Source organism: Streptomyces sp. NPDC050759 (assembly GCF_044456945.1).
Classification (GTDB): Bacteria; Actinomycetota; Actinomycetes; order Streptomycetales; family Streptomycetaceae; genus Streptomyces.
The window spans coordinates 65600-81716 of sequence record NZ_JBITGI010000010.1 but is presented as its reverse complement, the minus strand read 5'-3'; the positions used below and the strand labels follow the sequence as shown (position 1 = coordinate 81716).

Sequence of the window (16117 nt, the reverse complement as noted above, 5' to 3'; positions counted from 1 at the left end):
GGGTTCGTCGAGGGCTCGGGCCCCCGGTCCCTGCCCCGTCCGGACGCCCTGCGGTGGCCGCATGGCTGAGGCCGGATCAGATTGGGCTCGTCGATGCCTCCCAGGAGAGGGTCCCCTATCGTGCGTGTCCAGTCGCTGACGCTGGCCGCGGCAAGTGCCGCTCTGCTCGCCCCGACGACGTCCCCCGCCACGGAGCTCGCCGCCGCCCGGACGGAGCCGGCGGTGCGGCGCGAGGGCGATGTCGAGGCCGCCGACCTTCTGGCCAGGGTGCGGGAGTGCGCTCCCGTCTCACGCGGCCGCTACCGCAGTGACGACGGCACGGCCGCGACCATCCCGGTCTGCGGCACCCGTCAGGCGGTCTTCTGGAAGGCAGACCTGGACATCGACTGCGACGGCCGGCCCGGCAGCCACTGCAACCGCCGCGCTGACCCGCTGTTCTCCGACGCCACCGCCTACCAGCAGTCCGACGGCCGCTACCTGAGCGCCGAAAGGCTGCCGTACATCGTGGTGCCGGCCGCGAGCGGGATCTGGGACTACCGCGAGCACGGGGTGCGCGGCGGCGCGGTCGCGGCCGTCGTGTACCGGGACCGGGTGCAGTACGCCGTCGTCGGGGACGTGGGCCCGGGCCCCATCATCGGCGAGGCGTCCTACGCCACCGCGAAGGCCCTCGGGATCCGTCCCGATCCGCGCGGCGGCGGAGCGCCCTCCGGCGTCACCTACATCGTCTTCAAGGACGCGCAGGTGAAGCCGATCGAGGACCATGCCGCCGCCGTCGCGACGGGGGAGCGGCTGGCGAGACTGTTCGTCGGGGCGAAGTGACGCGGGGCGAATCCGTCAGACCGCCGACCAGCCGTCGTCCACGGGCAGGACCACGCCGTTGATGTTGCTCGCCGCGTCCGAGGCGAGGAACACGATCGCGGCGGCCTGCTCCTCGGGCTCGGCCAAGCGGCCGGCATTGACGAAGTGCGGGCCGAGCGCCGCCGGGCCGTGGGCCTCCTGGTCGGCGTCCACGACGATGGAGGTGGCGGTACCGCCCGGGGCGATGGCGTTCGCGCGGATCCCCTGCTTGCGGTACATCACCGCGAGGTTCTTCGTCAAACCCACCACGCCGTGCTTGGAGGCCGTGTAGGCGGCACCCGCCGTGCTGCCGCGCAGGCCCGCCTCCGAGGCGGTGTTCACGATCGCGCCCTTGCCCGCCGCCAGCATGTGCGGGAGCACGGCCCGGGTGAGCAGGAAGGGCGCGGTCAGGTTGACCCGTAGGACCCGCTCCCACTCCGCGTCGCTCACGTCCGCGAGCGCCGACATCCGGTCCATGATCCCGGCGTTGTTCACCAGGACGTCCACGCCGCCGAAGCGCTCCACGGCGGTTCGCGTCACCTGGTCCACCACGGTCTGCTCGCTGAGGTCGCCCGTGACGGCGACCGCGGTGCCGCCCGCCTCGTCGATCTCCTTGACGACGGTCTCCGCGGCCACGGCGTTGAGGTCCGCGACCAGGACTCGGGCGCCCCGGGCGGCGAAGGCCAGGGCTGTCGCGCGCCCGATGCCCGCACCCGCTCCCGTGACGACGACGCTGCGTCCCTCGAATTCTCCCGCCATGGGGTGCTCCCGTCGGTCAGTGCCTGGTCCCGCGCGGGCGTCGCGCCCACCGCTGTCGCCACCATACGACTTAATGTCGGTGAGTGACATAAAGTCGTGGGGGAGAATTTCCGGCAGCACGGACACGCGATCACCGTGATCACCGGAGCCGGAGGAACTGATGACCGCAGCGCGCGGACGCACGGGACGACCGCCCCTCACCGAGGAGCGCAGGGCCGAGATACGGCTGGAGATCGCCCGGGCCGCCGTGGAGCTGTTCGTCACCCAGGGAGTGGCTGCCACCACCGGTGAACAGATCGGACAGGCGGTCGGCGTCTCCGCACGGACCGTGTGGCGTTACTTCCCCAGCAAGGAGAGCTGCGTGAGCCCGCTGTTCTCGGAGGGCATCGAGCTGATCGCGGCCCTGCTGCGGGAGTGGGCGCCGGACGAGCCCCTGGAGCGGCTCTTCGACCGGACCCCGGCGCCCGGGATCGGTGTCATCGGCGGTCTCGACCGGGCCACCGTCCGCGACCTGGTGCGCCTGACCCGCACCGAGCCGGGCCTGCGCGCCGTCTGGCTCCAGACGTACGACGAGGCGGAGCCGGCGTTCGCCCGCGCCCTGGCCGAGCGCGCCCGGCTCCCCGCCGACGGACTCGGACCGACGATCCAGGCGGCCATGTTCAACGCGGCTCTGCGTGCGGCGGTCGAGCACCACGCATGGCGCACCGCCGGCACGGGCACCGATCGTGCGACGGCGGAGACCGAGCTGATGGAGACCCTGCGCTCGGCCCTCGCCGTCGCGGCGGGAGGGGTCGGATAGTGGCTGGGGGGGGCGGCCAGGGGCTATGGGTCGGGCAGGGCCTTTGGCGGGGGCCGTCAGACCTTCCGGTAGCTGTACGCCTCCGCGGCGGCCGCCTCCACCGCCGCGAGGTCCGCTCCGGTGGCCGCCGTGACGACCGCGGCCACCGCCCCCTCGACGAACGGGGCGTCCACCAGGCGGGTGCCGTCCGGGAGTTCGTCACCCTCCGCCAGCAGCGCCTTGACCGTGAGCACCGCGCTGCCGAGGTCGGCCAGCACGGCGATCCCGGCCCCCCGGTCCACGGCCGCGGCGGCGCCGGCGATCAGCTCCGCACTCGTACCGAGTCCGCCGCCCTCGGTGCCCCCGGCCGCCGCGACGGGCACCTCCACGCCACCGCCCGCGAGCCCCTTTGCCAGCTCCGCGACGGACGCGGCGACCTCCGCGCTGTGCGACACCAGCACGATTCCGACCAGCTTTCCGTCACTCACCTGCGGCCTCCGCGAGCGCGGCGATCAGCAGGGCGGCCGAGGTCGCGCCCGGGTCCTGGTGCCCGATGCTGCGCTCGCCGAGATAGCTCGCCCTGCCCTTGCGGGCCTGCAGCGGCGTGGTGGCCAGGGCCCCCTGCTCGGCGGCCGTCCGGGCCGCGGCGAAGCCGGTACCGAGCGCGTCCACGGCCGGCACCAGCGTGTCGATCATGGTCTTGTCGCCCGGGGCGGCCCCGCCCAGCGTCATGACCGCCTCCACCCCCGCCCGCAGCGCCTCGGCGAGCTGTTCCTCACTGACCTCGCCGGCGTCGCCGAGTGCCTTGCCGGTCCGGCGCAGCAGGGTCCCGTACAGGGGCCCCGAAGCGCCGCCGACCGTCGAGATGAGCTGCCGTCCGGCGAGGGTGAGAACCGCCCCCGGGGTGTCCGGGGCCTCCTTCTCCAGGGTGGCGGCCACCGCGGTGAACCCGCGCTGAAGGTTGCTGCCGTGGTCGGCGTCCCCGATGGGGGAGTCGAGAGCGGTGAGCCGTTCCGCCTCGCGGTCGACTGAGGCGGCGGTCGCCGTCATCCAACGGCGGAAGAAGTCGGCGTCGAGCACTGGATCTCCTTGCGTGGTCGGTACGTGGATCGCTTGCTCACACTCCCCAGCGCAGCCCCGGTGTCCTCACCGGCGCGTCCCACAGCCGCAGCAGCTCCTCGTCCACCTGGCACAGGGTGACCGAGGCACCGGCCATGTCGAGCGAGGTGACGTAGTTGCCGACCAGGGTGCGGGCGACGGGGACCCCGCGGTCGGTGAGCACCCGCTGCACCTCGGCGTTGAAGCCATACAGCTCCAGGAGCGGGGTGGCTCCCATGCCGTTGACCAGGACGAGGACGGGATTGCGCGGGCTCATGTCGTCCAGGATCGCGTGCACCGAGAAATCGGCGATCTCCCGCGAGGTCATCATCGCCCGCCGCTCCCGGCCGGGCTCGCCGTGGATGCCGACCCCCAGTTCCAGCTCGCCGGGCGGCAGATCGAAGGTGGGGCTGCCCTTCGCGGGCGTGGTGCAGGCACTCAGCGCGACGCCGAAACTCCGGGAGTTCTCGTTGACCTGCCGGGCGATCGCCTCCACCCGCTCCAGCGGCTGCCCCTCCGCCGCCGCGGCGCCCGCGATCTTCTCCACGAACAGTGTGGCGCCGGTGCCCCGCCGACCGGCCGTGTAGAGGCTGTCGGTCACCGCCACGTCATCGTTGACCAGGACTTTCGCCACCTGAATGCCCTCGTCCTCGGCGAGTTCCGCCGCCATGTCGAAGTTCAGCACGTCGCCCGTGTAGTTCTTCACGATGAACAGCACGCCGGCCCCGCTGTCCACGGCGGCCGCCGCCCGCACCATCTGGTCCGGGACCGGCGACGTGAACACCTCGCCCGGGCAGGCCGCGGACAGCATGCCGGGTCCGACAAAACCACCGTGCAGCGGCTCGTGGCCCGAGCCGCCACCGGAGATCAGCGCGACCTGCCCGGCTACGGGGGCGTCCCGCCGTACGATCACACGGTTCTCGACATCCACGGTCAACTCGGGATGGGCGGCCGCCATACCGCGCAGGGCGTCCGCGACCACGGTTTCCGGGACGTTGATCAGCATCTTCATGGGTTCCTCCGGGTCAGGATGGCAGATGGGCTCGTGGTCTGCGTTCTAACAGTTCAGAACCAGTGTGACCAGTAGCCCCCGCCCAGCCCTACCCCCGGCCGAGCGGCACCTCACACCATGAGCAGTTCCCGGCCCAGCCAGTCGGCGGAGTCGCGGACGCCGGGCAGGGCGAAGAAGTAGCCGCCGCCGGTCGGGGAGATGTAGTCGACGAGGGGTTCGTCGATCAGACGGGTCTGGGTGGCCTCGAACTGTCGCTGTACGTCCTGTTGGTAGCAGCAGAACACCAGGCCCATGTCCAGGTTGCCGACGTCGTCGATCCCGCGGTCGTAGTTGTAACCCCGGCGCAGGATGCGGGAGTTGTCCGTCCTGCTGGTGCGCGGGTTGGCGAGGCGGATGTGCGCGTCGAGGGGTATCGCGGTGCCGTGCGGATCCTTGGCGTAGCGCGGCACGTCGGTCTCCTTGGCGCCGTCGAGCGGGGCGCCGGTGTCCTTGCGGCGGCCGAACATCAGCTCCTGTTCGGTCAGAGAGACCCGGTCCCAGAACTCGACGAGCATCCGGATGACGCGGATGACCTGGTAGGAGCCGCCGGTCGCCCAGACCGGCTCGCCCTGCCCGGCCCCGACCCACACGAGCCGGTTCATCTCACGGGCCGATGTCACCTCCGGGTTGGCGATGCCGTCCTTGAAGCCGAGGAGGTTGCGCTGGGCGCCGCTGGGGCGGGGGACGTTCTGGAAGCCGTCGACGCGCCACTTGATCTGCATCGCGCCGCGGGTGTGCTTGGCGATGTCGCGCAGTGCGTGCAGCACCGTGTCCTGGCGGGCGGCGCAGAGTTGCAGGGACAGGTCGCCGTGGCAGGCGGCCGGGTCCAGGTTGTCGTTGGGGAAGGTCCGCATCGGGGTGAGCCGGCGCGGCTTCGCCTTCGCGAGGCCGTAGCGGTCGTCGAAGAGCGAGGCTCCGACACCCACGGTGACGGTGAGGGCGTCGGCGGGGACGTCCGGGCCGAGGATGCCGTTGTCGGAGGGCGGGGCGCCGACGCCGAGGTCGGCGGGGGTGCCGCCGGAGGTGAGGAAGCGGGCGCGCGTCGTCAACGTCCGTAGCAGGTCGGCCAGTTGTGCGCGGTCGTCGGTGATCACGTCGAAGGAGACGAAGGTGGCCGCGGCCGGTGCCGGGGTGAGGATGCCCGCCTGGTGGGCGCCGTGGAAGGGCACGTTCGCGGTGTCGGGGGTGTCCGCCGCCTGCGCCTCGGCCGTGCCGCCGCTCGCGCTCAGCGCGAAGGAGCCGCCGGCCAGTGCGGCGCCCGCGGCCGAGGCACCGAGGGCCGTCCTGACGAAGGAGCGGCGGCCGGCACCCGCGGGACAGCCTGATGCTTCGGTCGACGGCATGGGGTGGTTCCCTTCGGGGCGTTCGTGATCGTGGGTCTTCACGCGGACTTCCTGATCTCCAGCAGGTCCGGCACCGGCGAGAGGTCCTCCAGGAGCTGCCCTGTGGCCCCGTTCAGCCGCGCCCGGCCGGTCGCCTCGAGACGGTCGACCGGGGTCCACCTCCCGCCGTGGTGCGCGGAGTCCAGCAGCTTCTGCAGCCGGGCGAGATCCGCGTCGACGGTGGGGAGCAGGTGCGGGGCACGGGTGGTCAGCAACGGCCGCAGCACGGTGAGGAGTTCGCGGGTGCCGACGAGGTTGGCGTCGGCGGTGGCGAGTTCGGTGCCGCTGCCCTGGTCGGCGTCGCCGGTGAGTTCGAACTGGAGGGTGTTCTCCAGGATCTCGTGGGCGCGCAGGGGCAGGTCGCCGGGGTCGAAGTCCTGGGTGGGGAAGGCTTTGCGCAGCCCGGCGGCGTCGGCGGCGAGTTGCCGTGCGGGCGCGGTCAGTTCGCTGGCGGTCTGGCCGTGCCACAGGCCGTACTCGATCCGGTGGAAGCCGGTGAAGTCCTTGTCGTGCACGCCGCCGGGAAGCCCGTCGGGCCTTCCGTCGATCTTCTGGTCGTAGTCCTGGAACGTGCCATAGGCGGCACCGAGGGAGGCGTAGGTGCGCTGCGCGGTCAGCCAGTCGGTGCGGGCCGCACCGAGATGGCCGGCCGTGACGTCGTCGCTGAGCCGGTCGGCCTGGGTGACGAGGGTGGCCAGACCGCGGTCGACGTATGCCTTGTACGACTTGAGCGGCGCGGCGAGGTCGTGGGCGGAGACGGGCATGACCGCGGTGGTCCCACCGCCACCCGTGACCCGGACCGCGCGGGAGGTGACCGCCTTGCCGCTGCTGGGCACACAGCGCCAGGCGTACGTGCCGCCCGCGACGGTCGCCACCAGGTCACGGGTGGTGCCGGGAGCGAGGCCCTCGACCTCGCCGTAGACCGCGCCCGTGCCCGGGTCGATGAGGTACACCTCGGACGTCTTGTCACCGGTGTTGCGCATCCGGAAGGCCCGCCGCCCGGTCTTCGGCGCGGTGAAACCCTTGCCGCAGTCCGTCGCCGACACGGCCACGGTCTGGGCACCGGCGGGCCGGGAGCCACCGAGGGCGACGGCTGCTCCCGCCAGTACGGCGGGTGCGGCGACGACCGCGACGGGGGCCACCCAGGGAGGGCGACGGCGGGCGGGTGCCGAACCGGCGGACTTCGTCTGCGGTGCCTTCGGGGCGGGGTCCGTGGGCCGGGTCGACGGACCCCGCAGGAAGAGCGTCATCACGACCGCGAGATAGCCGGCGTACCCGGCCACCTGCAGCCAGGTCATGGTCGGCGTCAGGTTGAACACACCCTGCACGAGGGTGCTGTACCAGGCCCCCGCGTCCACACTGCCGCCCAGATCGACGGCGTACGACGTCCCGCCGGGCAGTACCTTGCCCTCCTGGAGGTCGCGCAGCCCGTACCCGAGCACGCCGGCCGCGATCACGATGAGGACGGCACCGGTGGCGGTGAAGAACCTCGTCAGGTTGATGTGCAGGACGCGGCGGTACAGCCCCCAGCACAGGGCCGCCGCGAGGACCAGGCCGATCCCGGCGCCGGTCAGCGGGCCCGCGGACTCGCCGGCCGCGCGGGCCGTGGTCCACAGGAACAGCGCGGTCTCCAGCCCCTCGCGGCCCACCGCCAGGAACGAGGTGACGATCAGCATGCCCGCGCCCATGCCCAGCGCCCCGGTGACCTTCTCCCGGATCTCACTGGAGAAGGTGCGCGCCGAGCGGCGCATCCAGAACACCATCGCGGTGACGAACCCGACGGCCACCACGCTCAGCGCGCCCCCGAACGCCTCCTGGGCGGTCGCGGACAGGGACGCGGCGGTGAAGGTCAGCACCGCACCGAAACTCAGCGCGAGGGAGATCGCGGCCAGGACGCCCGTCCACACCTGCGGCAGCCGCGACCGGGCACCGGAGCGCACCAACGTGGCGATGAGTACGGAGACGATGAGCCCGGCCTCGAGTCCCTCCCTCAGGCCGATGAGAAAGCTCGGAAACGCGTCGTCCCACATGGCTGCGGCGACCCTTCCTGACAGTTGTCCTCGGCCGCCGTCGTCGCTGGTTAGCGAAGGCACGCCTTACCTACGCCGACCATCATGCGTGCGGGTCTGCCGCTGTCCGGTCATGGATCAGCAGTTATCCGGTCATGTCCGCGCAATGGGGCAGCAAAGATCGCCGTCATCGGGATGCCGGGCGCGGCTCGGGCTGGGCGACCACCGCCGCCCGATGACGACCACGATCACCGACGCGGGTGCCGCCACGCTGACCCCGGCAGGGCAGAGCTGGGCACAGCGATCGATCAGCCGGCGGCAGCCGTCGGCACAGGACCGCTGGTCTGTGCCGCCGTTTCATGCCGCCCGGCGCGCGGCGGAGCCGGCGGCCGCGGCACCCCGCGCGTCGGCGACGATGCCGTAGTCGCGGCGAACTCCGTGGGGACGGCAAGCGGCGCGACGCCGAACTCAGGGACGCGCCGCCGCCGGTTGATCCTGTCTGGGGTGACCGGGCGGGGAGTCAGGCCCGCAGTGGATTGGCGCGGGCCGCGGCCAGGAGGTACCAGGCGGTGGCGCCGGTGTGCCGGTAGGGGTAGTAGCCGAACCCGAAACCGGTGTCGAGCGGGCTGCTCGCCGAGACGACGCCGGAGCGGGCCGGGAGGGCCGTGCCACCGACGGTCTGGGCGTCACCGAGGAGGTCCTGGGCGCGCTCGATCGAGCCGAGCAGGCGACGGGCTCGCTTCTCGTCGCCGCTGTGCCCCCGGTGGCGCAGGGCGAGGGCGAGGTGGGCGGTGCCCTCGAACCAGACACCGTTGCGGTCCGGCCTGGGCTGGCCGTCGGCGATGGGGGCACCCTCGTCGGCCAGCAGGCTCGCCGAGCTGAAGGTGACGCCCTCGTAGGACTGACCGGAGGGGACTGTGCTGTTGGGGCGGTCGGCCGTGTCCAGCACGGCCAGCTCGGTCGCGGCCCAGTCGAGGGAGCGGGAGTGGGACGGGGAGGCGAGGGCGAGGTGGGTCCAGGTCTGGGTGTCCTCCGGGATCGGGGACCTGTTGATCGTCACGCCGTCGTTGGTGCCGGTGTAGAAGAACCCGCCCGACGGTTCCCACATCTTCTCGACGAACGCTCTGGCCCGCGCACGGCGCTCCCGCCAGACCTTGTCCCCGGTCAGCCGGGCGAGCTGTCCGAACAGGCCGACCAGGTCGGTGTTGTGCTCGGTCGAGGTGAACGGCAGTTTCTGGTTCGCCCCGTCGACGCCGAACTTGTAGCCGCCCAGCGGCTCGTCGGTGCGACCGACCCGCTCGATCCACTCGCCGATCCGCACCGCACCGGTGAGGAAGCGCCGCTCACCGGTGCGCCCGGCGAGCGCGCTAAGCGCGATACCGGCCCATGCCATGTCGCCCACGGCGGTCCCGGTGAAGCCGAACTGCGTACCGACGTTGGCCGTGCCGTCCGCCTTGACGAACCCGTCCGGCTGCGGCGAGCCGTCGTAGAAGGTGTACGGCCCGACGTTGTAGGCCTGCCGCAGTCGGCCGTCGTCGTGCACGGGGTCGTGGGCCTGGGCGTACAGCAGCGCGTCACCGAGGGCCACGGCCCGCGACTCCCCGGCGGAGCAGGCGAGATGGGCCAGGATCGCGAGGGCGTTGTCGTACGTGAACGCCGTGCTGAACAGTCCCGCCTGGTCCGTGTAGCTCTGGGTGAGCCGGATCGTGCCGTGGTCCGGGTAGGCGTCCATGGCGGCGGCGAGGAACGCCTGTGCGCGGCGGGGTGCGGAGGCCTCGGTGGTGTGCTGCGCGGCGCGGGCCGTGCCGGTGCCGGTCGCGGTGAGGACCGCGACACCGAGGCCTGTCCCGATGAGCGTACGGCGGCTGAGGGGCGGGCGGGGGCGGCCGGTCATGGGTCTCCTCGGGAGGTGCGAGCGAGCCGTGAGAGCGCTCTCACAGTTGCGGGATCATTCTGCTGTTGCTCCAGGGACGGGTCAACGCCTGTGGTACGAACAGCAGTTGGCGCTCGGACGAAGCGGTGATCACGCGAGGGGGCTCAGCCGGCGGCGAGGGCGGCCTCGGTCATTCGGCCGAGAGGCCGCCGTGTCATCGGCGGCGGTTCCTGGCCGAACGGCCGATGCCGCGCGAGGGGACGCGATCAAGAATCGATCAGCAGGTGGCGCCATCCGACCGTGCGGGGCGCCGGATCGCTGAACGGAGACGCCCCCATGACAGCTGCCGTCGCGCCGGCCCCCGCCCCGGCGGAGCGGACCGCACCGCGCCGGACGGGGCCGACAGGGCGACTGCGGGCGTTCCTGCGCCGCCGTCGGGTCCCGCTTCTCGCCACCGCGGCCATGCTGCCGCTGTACCTGGTGTGGGCCTTCTTCCGTGCGAACGGCGGCGGCGACCACGCCTGGACCGTTGGGCCGTCGGCTTCGTGGCCCTTCCGGACACCGAGCCCGAGTGGAGAGCCGGCCCGCGTGGCCGCAGCCGGTGTGGAGCGACGCGCACTGGCGGGTGTACCGGGTGCGGGACGCGGTACCGCTGGTGTCGGCACCCGGGCGCGTGATGCGTACGTCGGGCGCGGAACTCGACGTACTGATGCCTGCGGCCGGCTCGGCGACCGTGCGGGTCGCGTATTCGCCATCGCTGCGCGTCGACGGCGGATGCCTGCGCGAGGAGGGTGGGTTCACGCGGCTGACGGTCACAGCGGCGGGTGTGTACCGGATCGGGTCGGCGTACCTCTCGCCAGAGTCGGATGCGGGCCGGTGCTGACCTCCGGCGTGCCTTCATCCCGGGCCGGCAGGGACCAGCCTGCCGTGGGCGATGAGGGACGCGGCCTGTTTGAGGCGGCGGACGCGGATGCTGACGCTGTAGGCGTCGATGCCGGGGACGGCCGCCACGCGTGTCGTGAGGTAGCGGTAGAAGTCCTCCGCGTCACGGCAGTTGGCGACGACCATGATGTTGTGGTCGCCGCTCATGGCGCCGGCGAAGGCCACCTCGTCGTGTACGGCCAACTCCTCGCCGACACGGTGGAGATGAGCCGGGGCCACCCGCAACCAGAGGGTGGCGTTGAGGCGGTGACCCAGACGCTCGGGGAGCAGGTCGACGGCGTAGGAGAGGGCACCCGAGGACTCCAGGGCGTCGAGCCGGCGGGCGACGCGCACTTTCGACCAGCCGGTGAGTTCGGCGAGCCGGGTGTGGGTGGTACGGCCGTCCTCGGAGAGGGCTTCGAGGAGCGGGGAGTCCTCGGCGGTGGGTGGCTGGAGGGCGCCGGTGGGCGCGGGCGGCCGGTCGGCGGTGAGCCGGGCCACCTGGTCGGGGCCGAGACGGCCGCCGTATCCGGACCATTCGGAGGTGCCGACCGTGCCGAACGGGTGGATCAGCAGATCGATGCTGACGTCCAGCACGGAGGCCGCCTTGGGCAACTGCCGGAGCAGGATGTCGTCACGAGGAGCGTCGACCGGTGAGTGGATCATGCAGATGATCTCGGAGCCACCGGAGGCGAGACCGACGTAGGCGATGTCCGGCCGGCGGGTGAGGGCGTCCGCGAGCGGGGCGACACGGTCGGGACGGCAGCGGATGCGGGTGATCCAGCGGGCCTGGCCGTGCGCCTCCGGGTTGATCAGGCCGACCACCCGCATCACGCCCTCGCGCCGCAGGGCCTGGTAGCGGCGTGCGGCGGTCTGCTCCGAGACCCCGGCGACCTCGCCGATGAGCCGGAAGGAGGCACGGGGTGAGTAGTGCAGGGCGCGGAGGATTTTTCTGTCGATCTCGTCAGGCATGAGGGAAGTCTGGCACCCAGAGGAGCATAGGTGGATGTTTGTGGTCACTTGTGGCTGCGACGTTGGGGATCCGGCTCGCTGTCACCAATGCTGGCGCCAGAAAATCACTGAACGAACGCGGTGCGCGTCGCCGTAGAGGAGAGTTCCCCGTGAATGTCACGACTCCGGCAAGCGGGTCGGCGCACCGGCGGGCGGCCACGCTCGTCATGGCCTGCCTCGGCGTCTTCGTCGCCTATCTGCCGGTCACCACGGTCGCCGTGAGCCTGCCCGCCATCCAGTCGGCGCTCGGCGCGACGACCGCCCAACTGTCGTGGGTCCAGGACGCGTTCGTCCTGCCCATGGCCGCGTTCATCCTGACCGCGGGTGTCGTCGGCGACGTTCACGGGCGCAAGAAGGTGTTCCAGGCCGGGCTGGTGTTCTCCGCGGCCGGTGCCGCCGTCGCGCTCAGCGCGCAGTCGGTGCAGGTGCTGTGGATCGGGCAGGCGCTCGCCGGACTCGGCGCGGCCACGCTGCTGCCCACCACGCTGGCGCTGATCAGCCACGCGGTGCCCGACCATCGGGAACGCGGAAAGTTCATCGGCCTGTGGGCCACCTCGCTCATGGCGGCGCTGGCCGTCGGACCGATCGTCGCCGGGGTGATCCTCGACCACTTCGCCTGGCGCTGGATCTACCTGCTGGCGATCCCCGTCTCGCTGGTCGCGACCGTCTTCGCGGCACGGCTGCTGACCGACTCGCGCGCGCCCTACGAACGGCGCCTGGACTGGCCCGGCCAGATCACCGCGACGCTGGCGGTCACCGCCCTGGTCTACGGCGTCATCGAGGGCGGCGCCGACTCCTTCACCGCCCCGAAGGTGCTGACGGCCCTCGCGGTGGCCGTCGGGGCCGGTGTCGCCTTCGTGCTCGCGGAGCGGCGCAGCGACAGTCCGATGCTCGACCTCGCACTGTTCCGCAGCCCGGCCTTCACCGCGACCACGCTCGTCGCGATGATCGCCTTTCTCGCGCTGATCGGCTTCTTCTTCCTGCTCAGCCTGTACTTCGGGATGGTGCAGCAACTCGACACCCTGCAGGCGGGCTGGCGGATTCTGGTGGTGACCGCCTGCGCCATCCTGGTCGGCGGGCCCGTCGGGCGCCTCATGCACCGGGTCTCCGCACGTGTGCTGATCACGGGCGGTCTGGTCGTCGTCTCCGCCTCGCTCTTCTCGCTGACCGGTGTCGGCGCGGACACCTCTTTCGTCTCCCTGGCCTGGCGGCTGGCGCCGCTGGGGCTGGGAATGGGGGCCGTCATGACGCCGATGACCGCGACGGCCGTGGCCTCCGTGCCGCACCACCTGGCCGGCATGGCCGCGGCGGGCAACAACGCCTTCCGCCAGCTCGGCGGTGCACTCGGTCCCGCGATCCTGGGGGCGCTGCTGACCACCCGGGCACTGAACAGCTTCCCGGCCCACCTCGCCGACGCCGGGGTGACCGGGGCGGCGGGGGAGCGGATCGCGACGGCCGCTGACCAAGGGGGACTGGGCGCGGTCGCCGGGCTCGACCTCGGGGCGGACACGGGGCGCGTCATGGGCGCCCTGGGGGAGGCCTTCCTGGACGGGCTCCGGCTGTGCCTGACGGTCGCGGGGTCGCTCACGCTGCTGGCCGCGCTGATGGCCGTCGTTCTGCTGCGCCGGCCCCGGAGCACGGGGGCGGGACACACGCAGGTCGCCGCGTCGGGTGGGGCGGGGGGCGTGGCGTCCGTCGAGGTGGCTGCGGCGGTGTCGGGGAGCGACGGGAGGCAGGGGCGCGGAGAGGTCTGAAGCGCCGGGGGCCTCAGGTCCGCGGCCCGGACCACCCCCGACCGCTGACTCGCAAGCCCGTGCCCGCTCGACGGCGCCGTGCCTGCATGCGGGCCGTGTGGCGCCGTGCTTGGACGCCGGCCCTGCGGCCCCGCGCCTGCGGCCTCCTGCCCGCAAGCCGGCCCTGCGGCCCCGCCCCCCCCGCTCGCCGGCTCCGCGGCCCCGCCCCCCCGCACGCCGGCCCCGCGGCCCCGCCCCCCCCCGCACGCCGGCCCCGCGGCCCCGCGCCCGCGCACCCCACCTTCCGCCACCCTCGTTGACCGCCCCACCATCGTTGACCGCCCCCGTTGACCGCCCCACCCCTGGGTACCCGTACGCCATGAGCACCCCCTTCCCGCCCCATGCGCTGCACGACTACGCGCTGCTGGCCGACGGAGAGCGCGGGGCGCTCATCGGGCCCGATGGCGCCATCGGGTGGCTGTGTGCGCCCACCTGGCACGACGAGGCTGTCTTCAGCGACCTGGTCGGGGGGCGGGGCGCATACGCCGTCACTCCCACCGGCAGGCACGTCTTCGGCGGCTACTACGAAGAGGGCACGCTCATCTGGCGCAGCCGCTGGGTCACCGACGACGGAATCGTCGAGTGCCGTGAGGCGCTGGCCTTCCCCGGCGACCCGGACCGGCTGGTCCTGCTCCGGCAGCTGCGCGCGGTCGCCGGGCCCGCCCGCCTGTCCGTGGTCCTCGATCCGCACAGCGAGTACGGCACCGCACCGGTCGAGTCCGTCCGCCGTAACGACGACGGAGTGTGGGAGCTGCGCACCGGGAGCCATCGACTGCGCTGGCAGGGCGCCCCACAGGCCGTCGCCGGGGAGCGGGGCCTCACCGCCGACATCGAGCTGAAGCCCGGCGAGCGGCATGAACTGGTCCTGGAGTGTGCCGTATCCCCACTGCCGGCCGGCCTTCCGAAGCCGGAGCAGGCCTGGGAGGCGACCGAAGCGGCCTGGCACGAGACGGTCCCCGCGCTCGACGACACCGTCGCACCCCGTGACGCGCGGCGGGCGTACGCCGTCCTGCGCGGCCTCACCACGCGGGGCGGCGGCATGGTCGCGGCGGCCACGACCAGCCTGCCGGAGCGCGCCGAGGAGGGTCGCAACTACGACTACCGGTACGTGTGGATCCGTGACCAGAGCTACGCCGGACAGGCCGCTGCCGCCGTAGGAGCCCACGACCTCCTCGACGCCGCCGTCGGCTTCGTCACCGCACGCCTGCACGCGGACGGCCCCCGCCTGGTGCCCGCCTACACCGTGCACGGCAACCCGGTCCCCGCCCAGCGCGAACTCGACCTGCCCGGTTACCCAGGCGGCTTCGACCGTGTCGGCAACCAGGTCGGTGAGCAGTTCCAGCTCGACTGCTTCGGCGAGGCCCTGCTGTTGCTCGCGGCCGCCGAACGCCACGGGCGTCTCGACGAGGACCACTGGAAGGCCGTCGAGATCGCCGTGCGGGCCATCGCCGACCGCTGGCGCCAACCGGACGCGGGCATCTGGGAGTTGAGCGACCGGCACTGGACCCACAGCAGGCTCATCTGCGTCGCCGGTCTGCGGGCCGTGGCCGCCGCAGCGTCCCGCCATCCACTCGCCGACACCTGCACCGCCCTGGCCGACACCCTCCTCGCCGCTGCCGACCGGACCTGCCTCCACCCCGACGGCCACTGGCAACGCACCCCCGACGACCCGTCGGTGGACGCCGCCCTGCTGCTGCCCGGCGTGCGCGGCGCCCTGCCCGCCGCGGACCCGCGCACCCGGGCCACCGTCGCCGCGTGCCGTCGTGAACTGGCCGACGACCACTTCCTCTACCGCTTCCGCCACGACGAGCGCCCTCTGGACGAGGCCGAGGGCGCCTTCCTGCTGTGCGGGTTCGTCATGGCGCTCGCTGAACACCAGCAGGGCCGGACCGTCGAGGCGTTCCGCTGGTTCGAACGCAACCGCGGCGCCTGCGGGGCGTCCGGCCTCTACGCCGAGGAGTTCGACATCGCCCAGCGCCAGCTGCGCGGCAACCTCCCGCAGGCCTTCGTCCACGCGGTGCTGCTGGAGACGGCTGCCCGGCTCGGTGAGTGAGTGAGCCGGGCAGCCGCCTCCAGCTGTTGCGGACCTGTGCCGGACGACGACCGCGAGGCCGACCGCGCGACACGGCCCGCGACACGGCCGTCGCGACACGGCCGTGGAGATGTCAGCGAGATGTCAGCCGGGCGCCCTGGCCGTGGCGGACGTCAGCCGCCCCCCGGCCCGCCACTGCCGAACGAGCCGCTGCTGCCCTCGTTCCAACGAGGCCGTTCTCGCGCCGGGCCCGTCCGGGTCGGACTGTTGCCGTGGCCCGGAAGCTCGTGCGGGGTCAGCCGGGTGTCGCTCCTGGGCACCTCGTCGGGCTCCCGGTTCTCCCTGACCTCACGGACCGGCCCGCCCTCCGGCATCCTCGGCTGTTCCTCGGGGGCGGGCGGGGGCGACTCGCGGCGCTTGACGCGGACGCCCAGCCAGAAGGCACCGATCAGCACCGCCACGACCACCACACCCGCCGCGATCACTCCGGCCGCAAGGGCGCCCCGGCCCGCGGCCATGTCCATCCATTCGGTGTTCAGGGCTTGGTTCATGCCCCGCGAGTACCCCTGGCAC

Annotated in this window: 14 protein-coding genes; 5 read left to right on the top strand and 9 right to left on the bottom strand. The window is 72.8% G+C overall.

What is annotated here, in order from left to right:
- Positions 1-120 precede the first annotated feature (120 nt).
- Entirely contained in the window at positions 121-819 is a 699-nt protein-coding gene (locus ACIBJB_RS27725; protein ID WP_398934184.1) for a glycoside hydrolase family 75 protein, read from the top strand.
- A gap of 15 nt (positions 820-834) precedes the next feature.
- Here the strand turns inward: ACIBJB_RS27725 and ACIBJB_RS27720 are convergent, their stop codons facing one another.
- Positions 835-1596 carry an SDR family NAD(P)-dependent oxidoreductase gene (locus ACIBJB_RS27720; protein ID WP_398934182.1) on the bottom strand — a complete coding sequence of 254 codons (762 nt, stop codon included), beginning with the start codon at positions 1594-1596 and terminating at the stop codon, positions 835-837.
- Positions 1597-1756: 160 nt separating this feature from the next.
- Here ACIBJB_RS27720 and ACIBJB_RS27715 point away from each other — a divergent pair, with 160 nt between their 5' ends.
- Positions 1757-2395: a TetR/AcrR family transcriptional regulator gene (locus tag ACIBJB_RS27715; RefSeq protein ID WP_398934180.1), complete on the top strand. Its 639-nt coding sequence runs from the start codon at positions 1757-1759 to the stop codon at positions 2393-2395.
- Positions 2396-2451: 56 nt separating this feature from the next.
- Here the strand turns inward: ACIBJB_RS27715 and ACIBJB_RS27710 are convergent, their stop codons facing one another.
- The 6 genes from ACIBJB_RS27710 to ACIBJB_RS27685 form a co-directional block, all read right to left on the bottom strand.
- Entirely contained in the window at positions 2452-2862 is a 411-nt protein-coding gene (locus tag ACIBJB_RS27710) for a PTS-dependent dihydroxyacetone kinase phosphotransferase subunit DhaM (RefSeq protein WP_398934178.1), read from the bottom strand.
- Entirely contained in the window at positions 2855-3454 is a 600-nt protein-coding gene (gene dhaL / locus ACIBJB_RS27705; RefSeq protein ID WP_398934176.1) for a dihydroxyacetone kinase subunit DhaL, read from the bottom strand. The genes ACIBJB_RS27710 and dhaL overlap by 8 nt, the downstream gene beginning before the upstream one ends.
- 37 nt (positions 3455-3491) lie before the next feature.
- Positions 3492-4484, bottom strand: a complete 993-nt coding sequence (gene dhaK, locus ACIBJB_RS27700) for a dihydroxyacetone kinase subunit DhaK (protein WP_398934174.1) — start codon at positions 4482-4484, stop codon at positions 3492-3494.
- A 110-nt stretch (positions 4485-4594) separates the two neighbouring features.
- Positions 4595-5866, bottom strand: a complete 1272-nt coding sequence (gene efeB / locus ACIBJB_RS27695; RefSeq protein ID WP_398934650.1) for an iron uptake transporter deferrochelatase/peroxidase subunit — start codon at positions 5864-5866, stop codon at positions 4595-4597.
- A gap of 38 nt (positions 5867-5904) precedes the next feature.
- Positions 5905-7935, bottom strand: coding sequence for an iron uptake transporter permease EfeU (gene efeU, locus ACIBJB_RS27690; RefSeq protein WP_398934172.1), 2031 nt, complete (start codon positions 7933-7935; stop codon positions 5905-5907).
- Positions 7936-8434: 499 nt separating this feature from the next.
- Entirely contained in the window at positions 8435-9808 is a 1374-nt protein-coding gene (locus ACIBJB_RS27685; protein ID WP_398934170.1) for a Tat pathway signal sequence domain protein, read from the bottom strand.
- 550 nt (positions 9809-10358) lie between these two features.
- On the opposite strand from ACIBJB_RS27685, the gene ACIBJB_RS27680 reads away from it, so the two are divergent.
- On the top strand, positions 10359-10670 hold the full coding sequence (locus ACIBJB_RS27680) for a hypothetical protein (RefSeq protein WP_398934168.1): 312 nt from the start codon (positions 10359-10361) through the stop codon (positions 10668-10670).
- Positions 10671-10684: 14 nt separating this feature from the next.
- Here ACIBJB_RS27680 and ACIBJB_RS27675 read toward each other — a convergent pair whose 3' ends face one another.
- A complete protein-coding gene (locus ACIBJB_RS27675; RefSeq protein WP_398934166.1) occupies positions 10685-11680 on the bottom strand; it encodes an Lrp/AsnC family transcriptional regulator in 996 nt (331 codons plus the stop codon).
- 149 nt (positions 11681-11829) lie between these two features.
- Between ACIBJB_RS27675 and ACIBJB_RS27670 the strand changes: the two genes are divergently transcribed.
- Both ACIBJB_RS27670 and ACIBJB_RS27665 read left to right on the top strand, forming a co-directional pair.
- Complete coding sequence (locus ACIBJB_RS27670) at positions 11830-13473, top strand: DHA2 family efflux MFS transporter permease subunit (RefSeq protein ID WP_398934164.1); 1644 nt, start codon at positions 11830-11832, stop codon at positions 13471-13473.
- 358 nt (positions 13474-13831) lie between these two features.
- Positions 13832-15565 carry a glycoside hydrolase family 15 protein gene (locus tag ACIBJB_RS27665; RefSeq protein ID WP_398934162.1) on the top strand — a complete coding sequence of 578 codons (1734 nt, stop codon included), beginning with the start codon at positions 13832-13834 and terminating at the stop codon, positions 15563-15565.
- A 152-nt stretch (positions 15566-15717) separates the two neighbouring features.
- On the opposite strand, the gene ACIBJB_RS27660 is transcribed toward ACIBJB_RS27665, so the two are convergent.
- Positions 15718-16095: a DUF6479 family protein gene (locus ACIBJB_RS27660; RefSeq protein ID WP_398934160.1), complete on the bottom strand. Its 378-nt coding sequence runs from the start codon at positions 16093-16095 to the stop codon at positions 15718-15720.
- Positions 16096-16117: the final 22 nt, after the last annotated feature.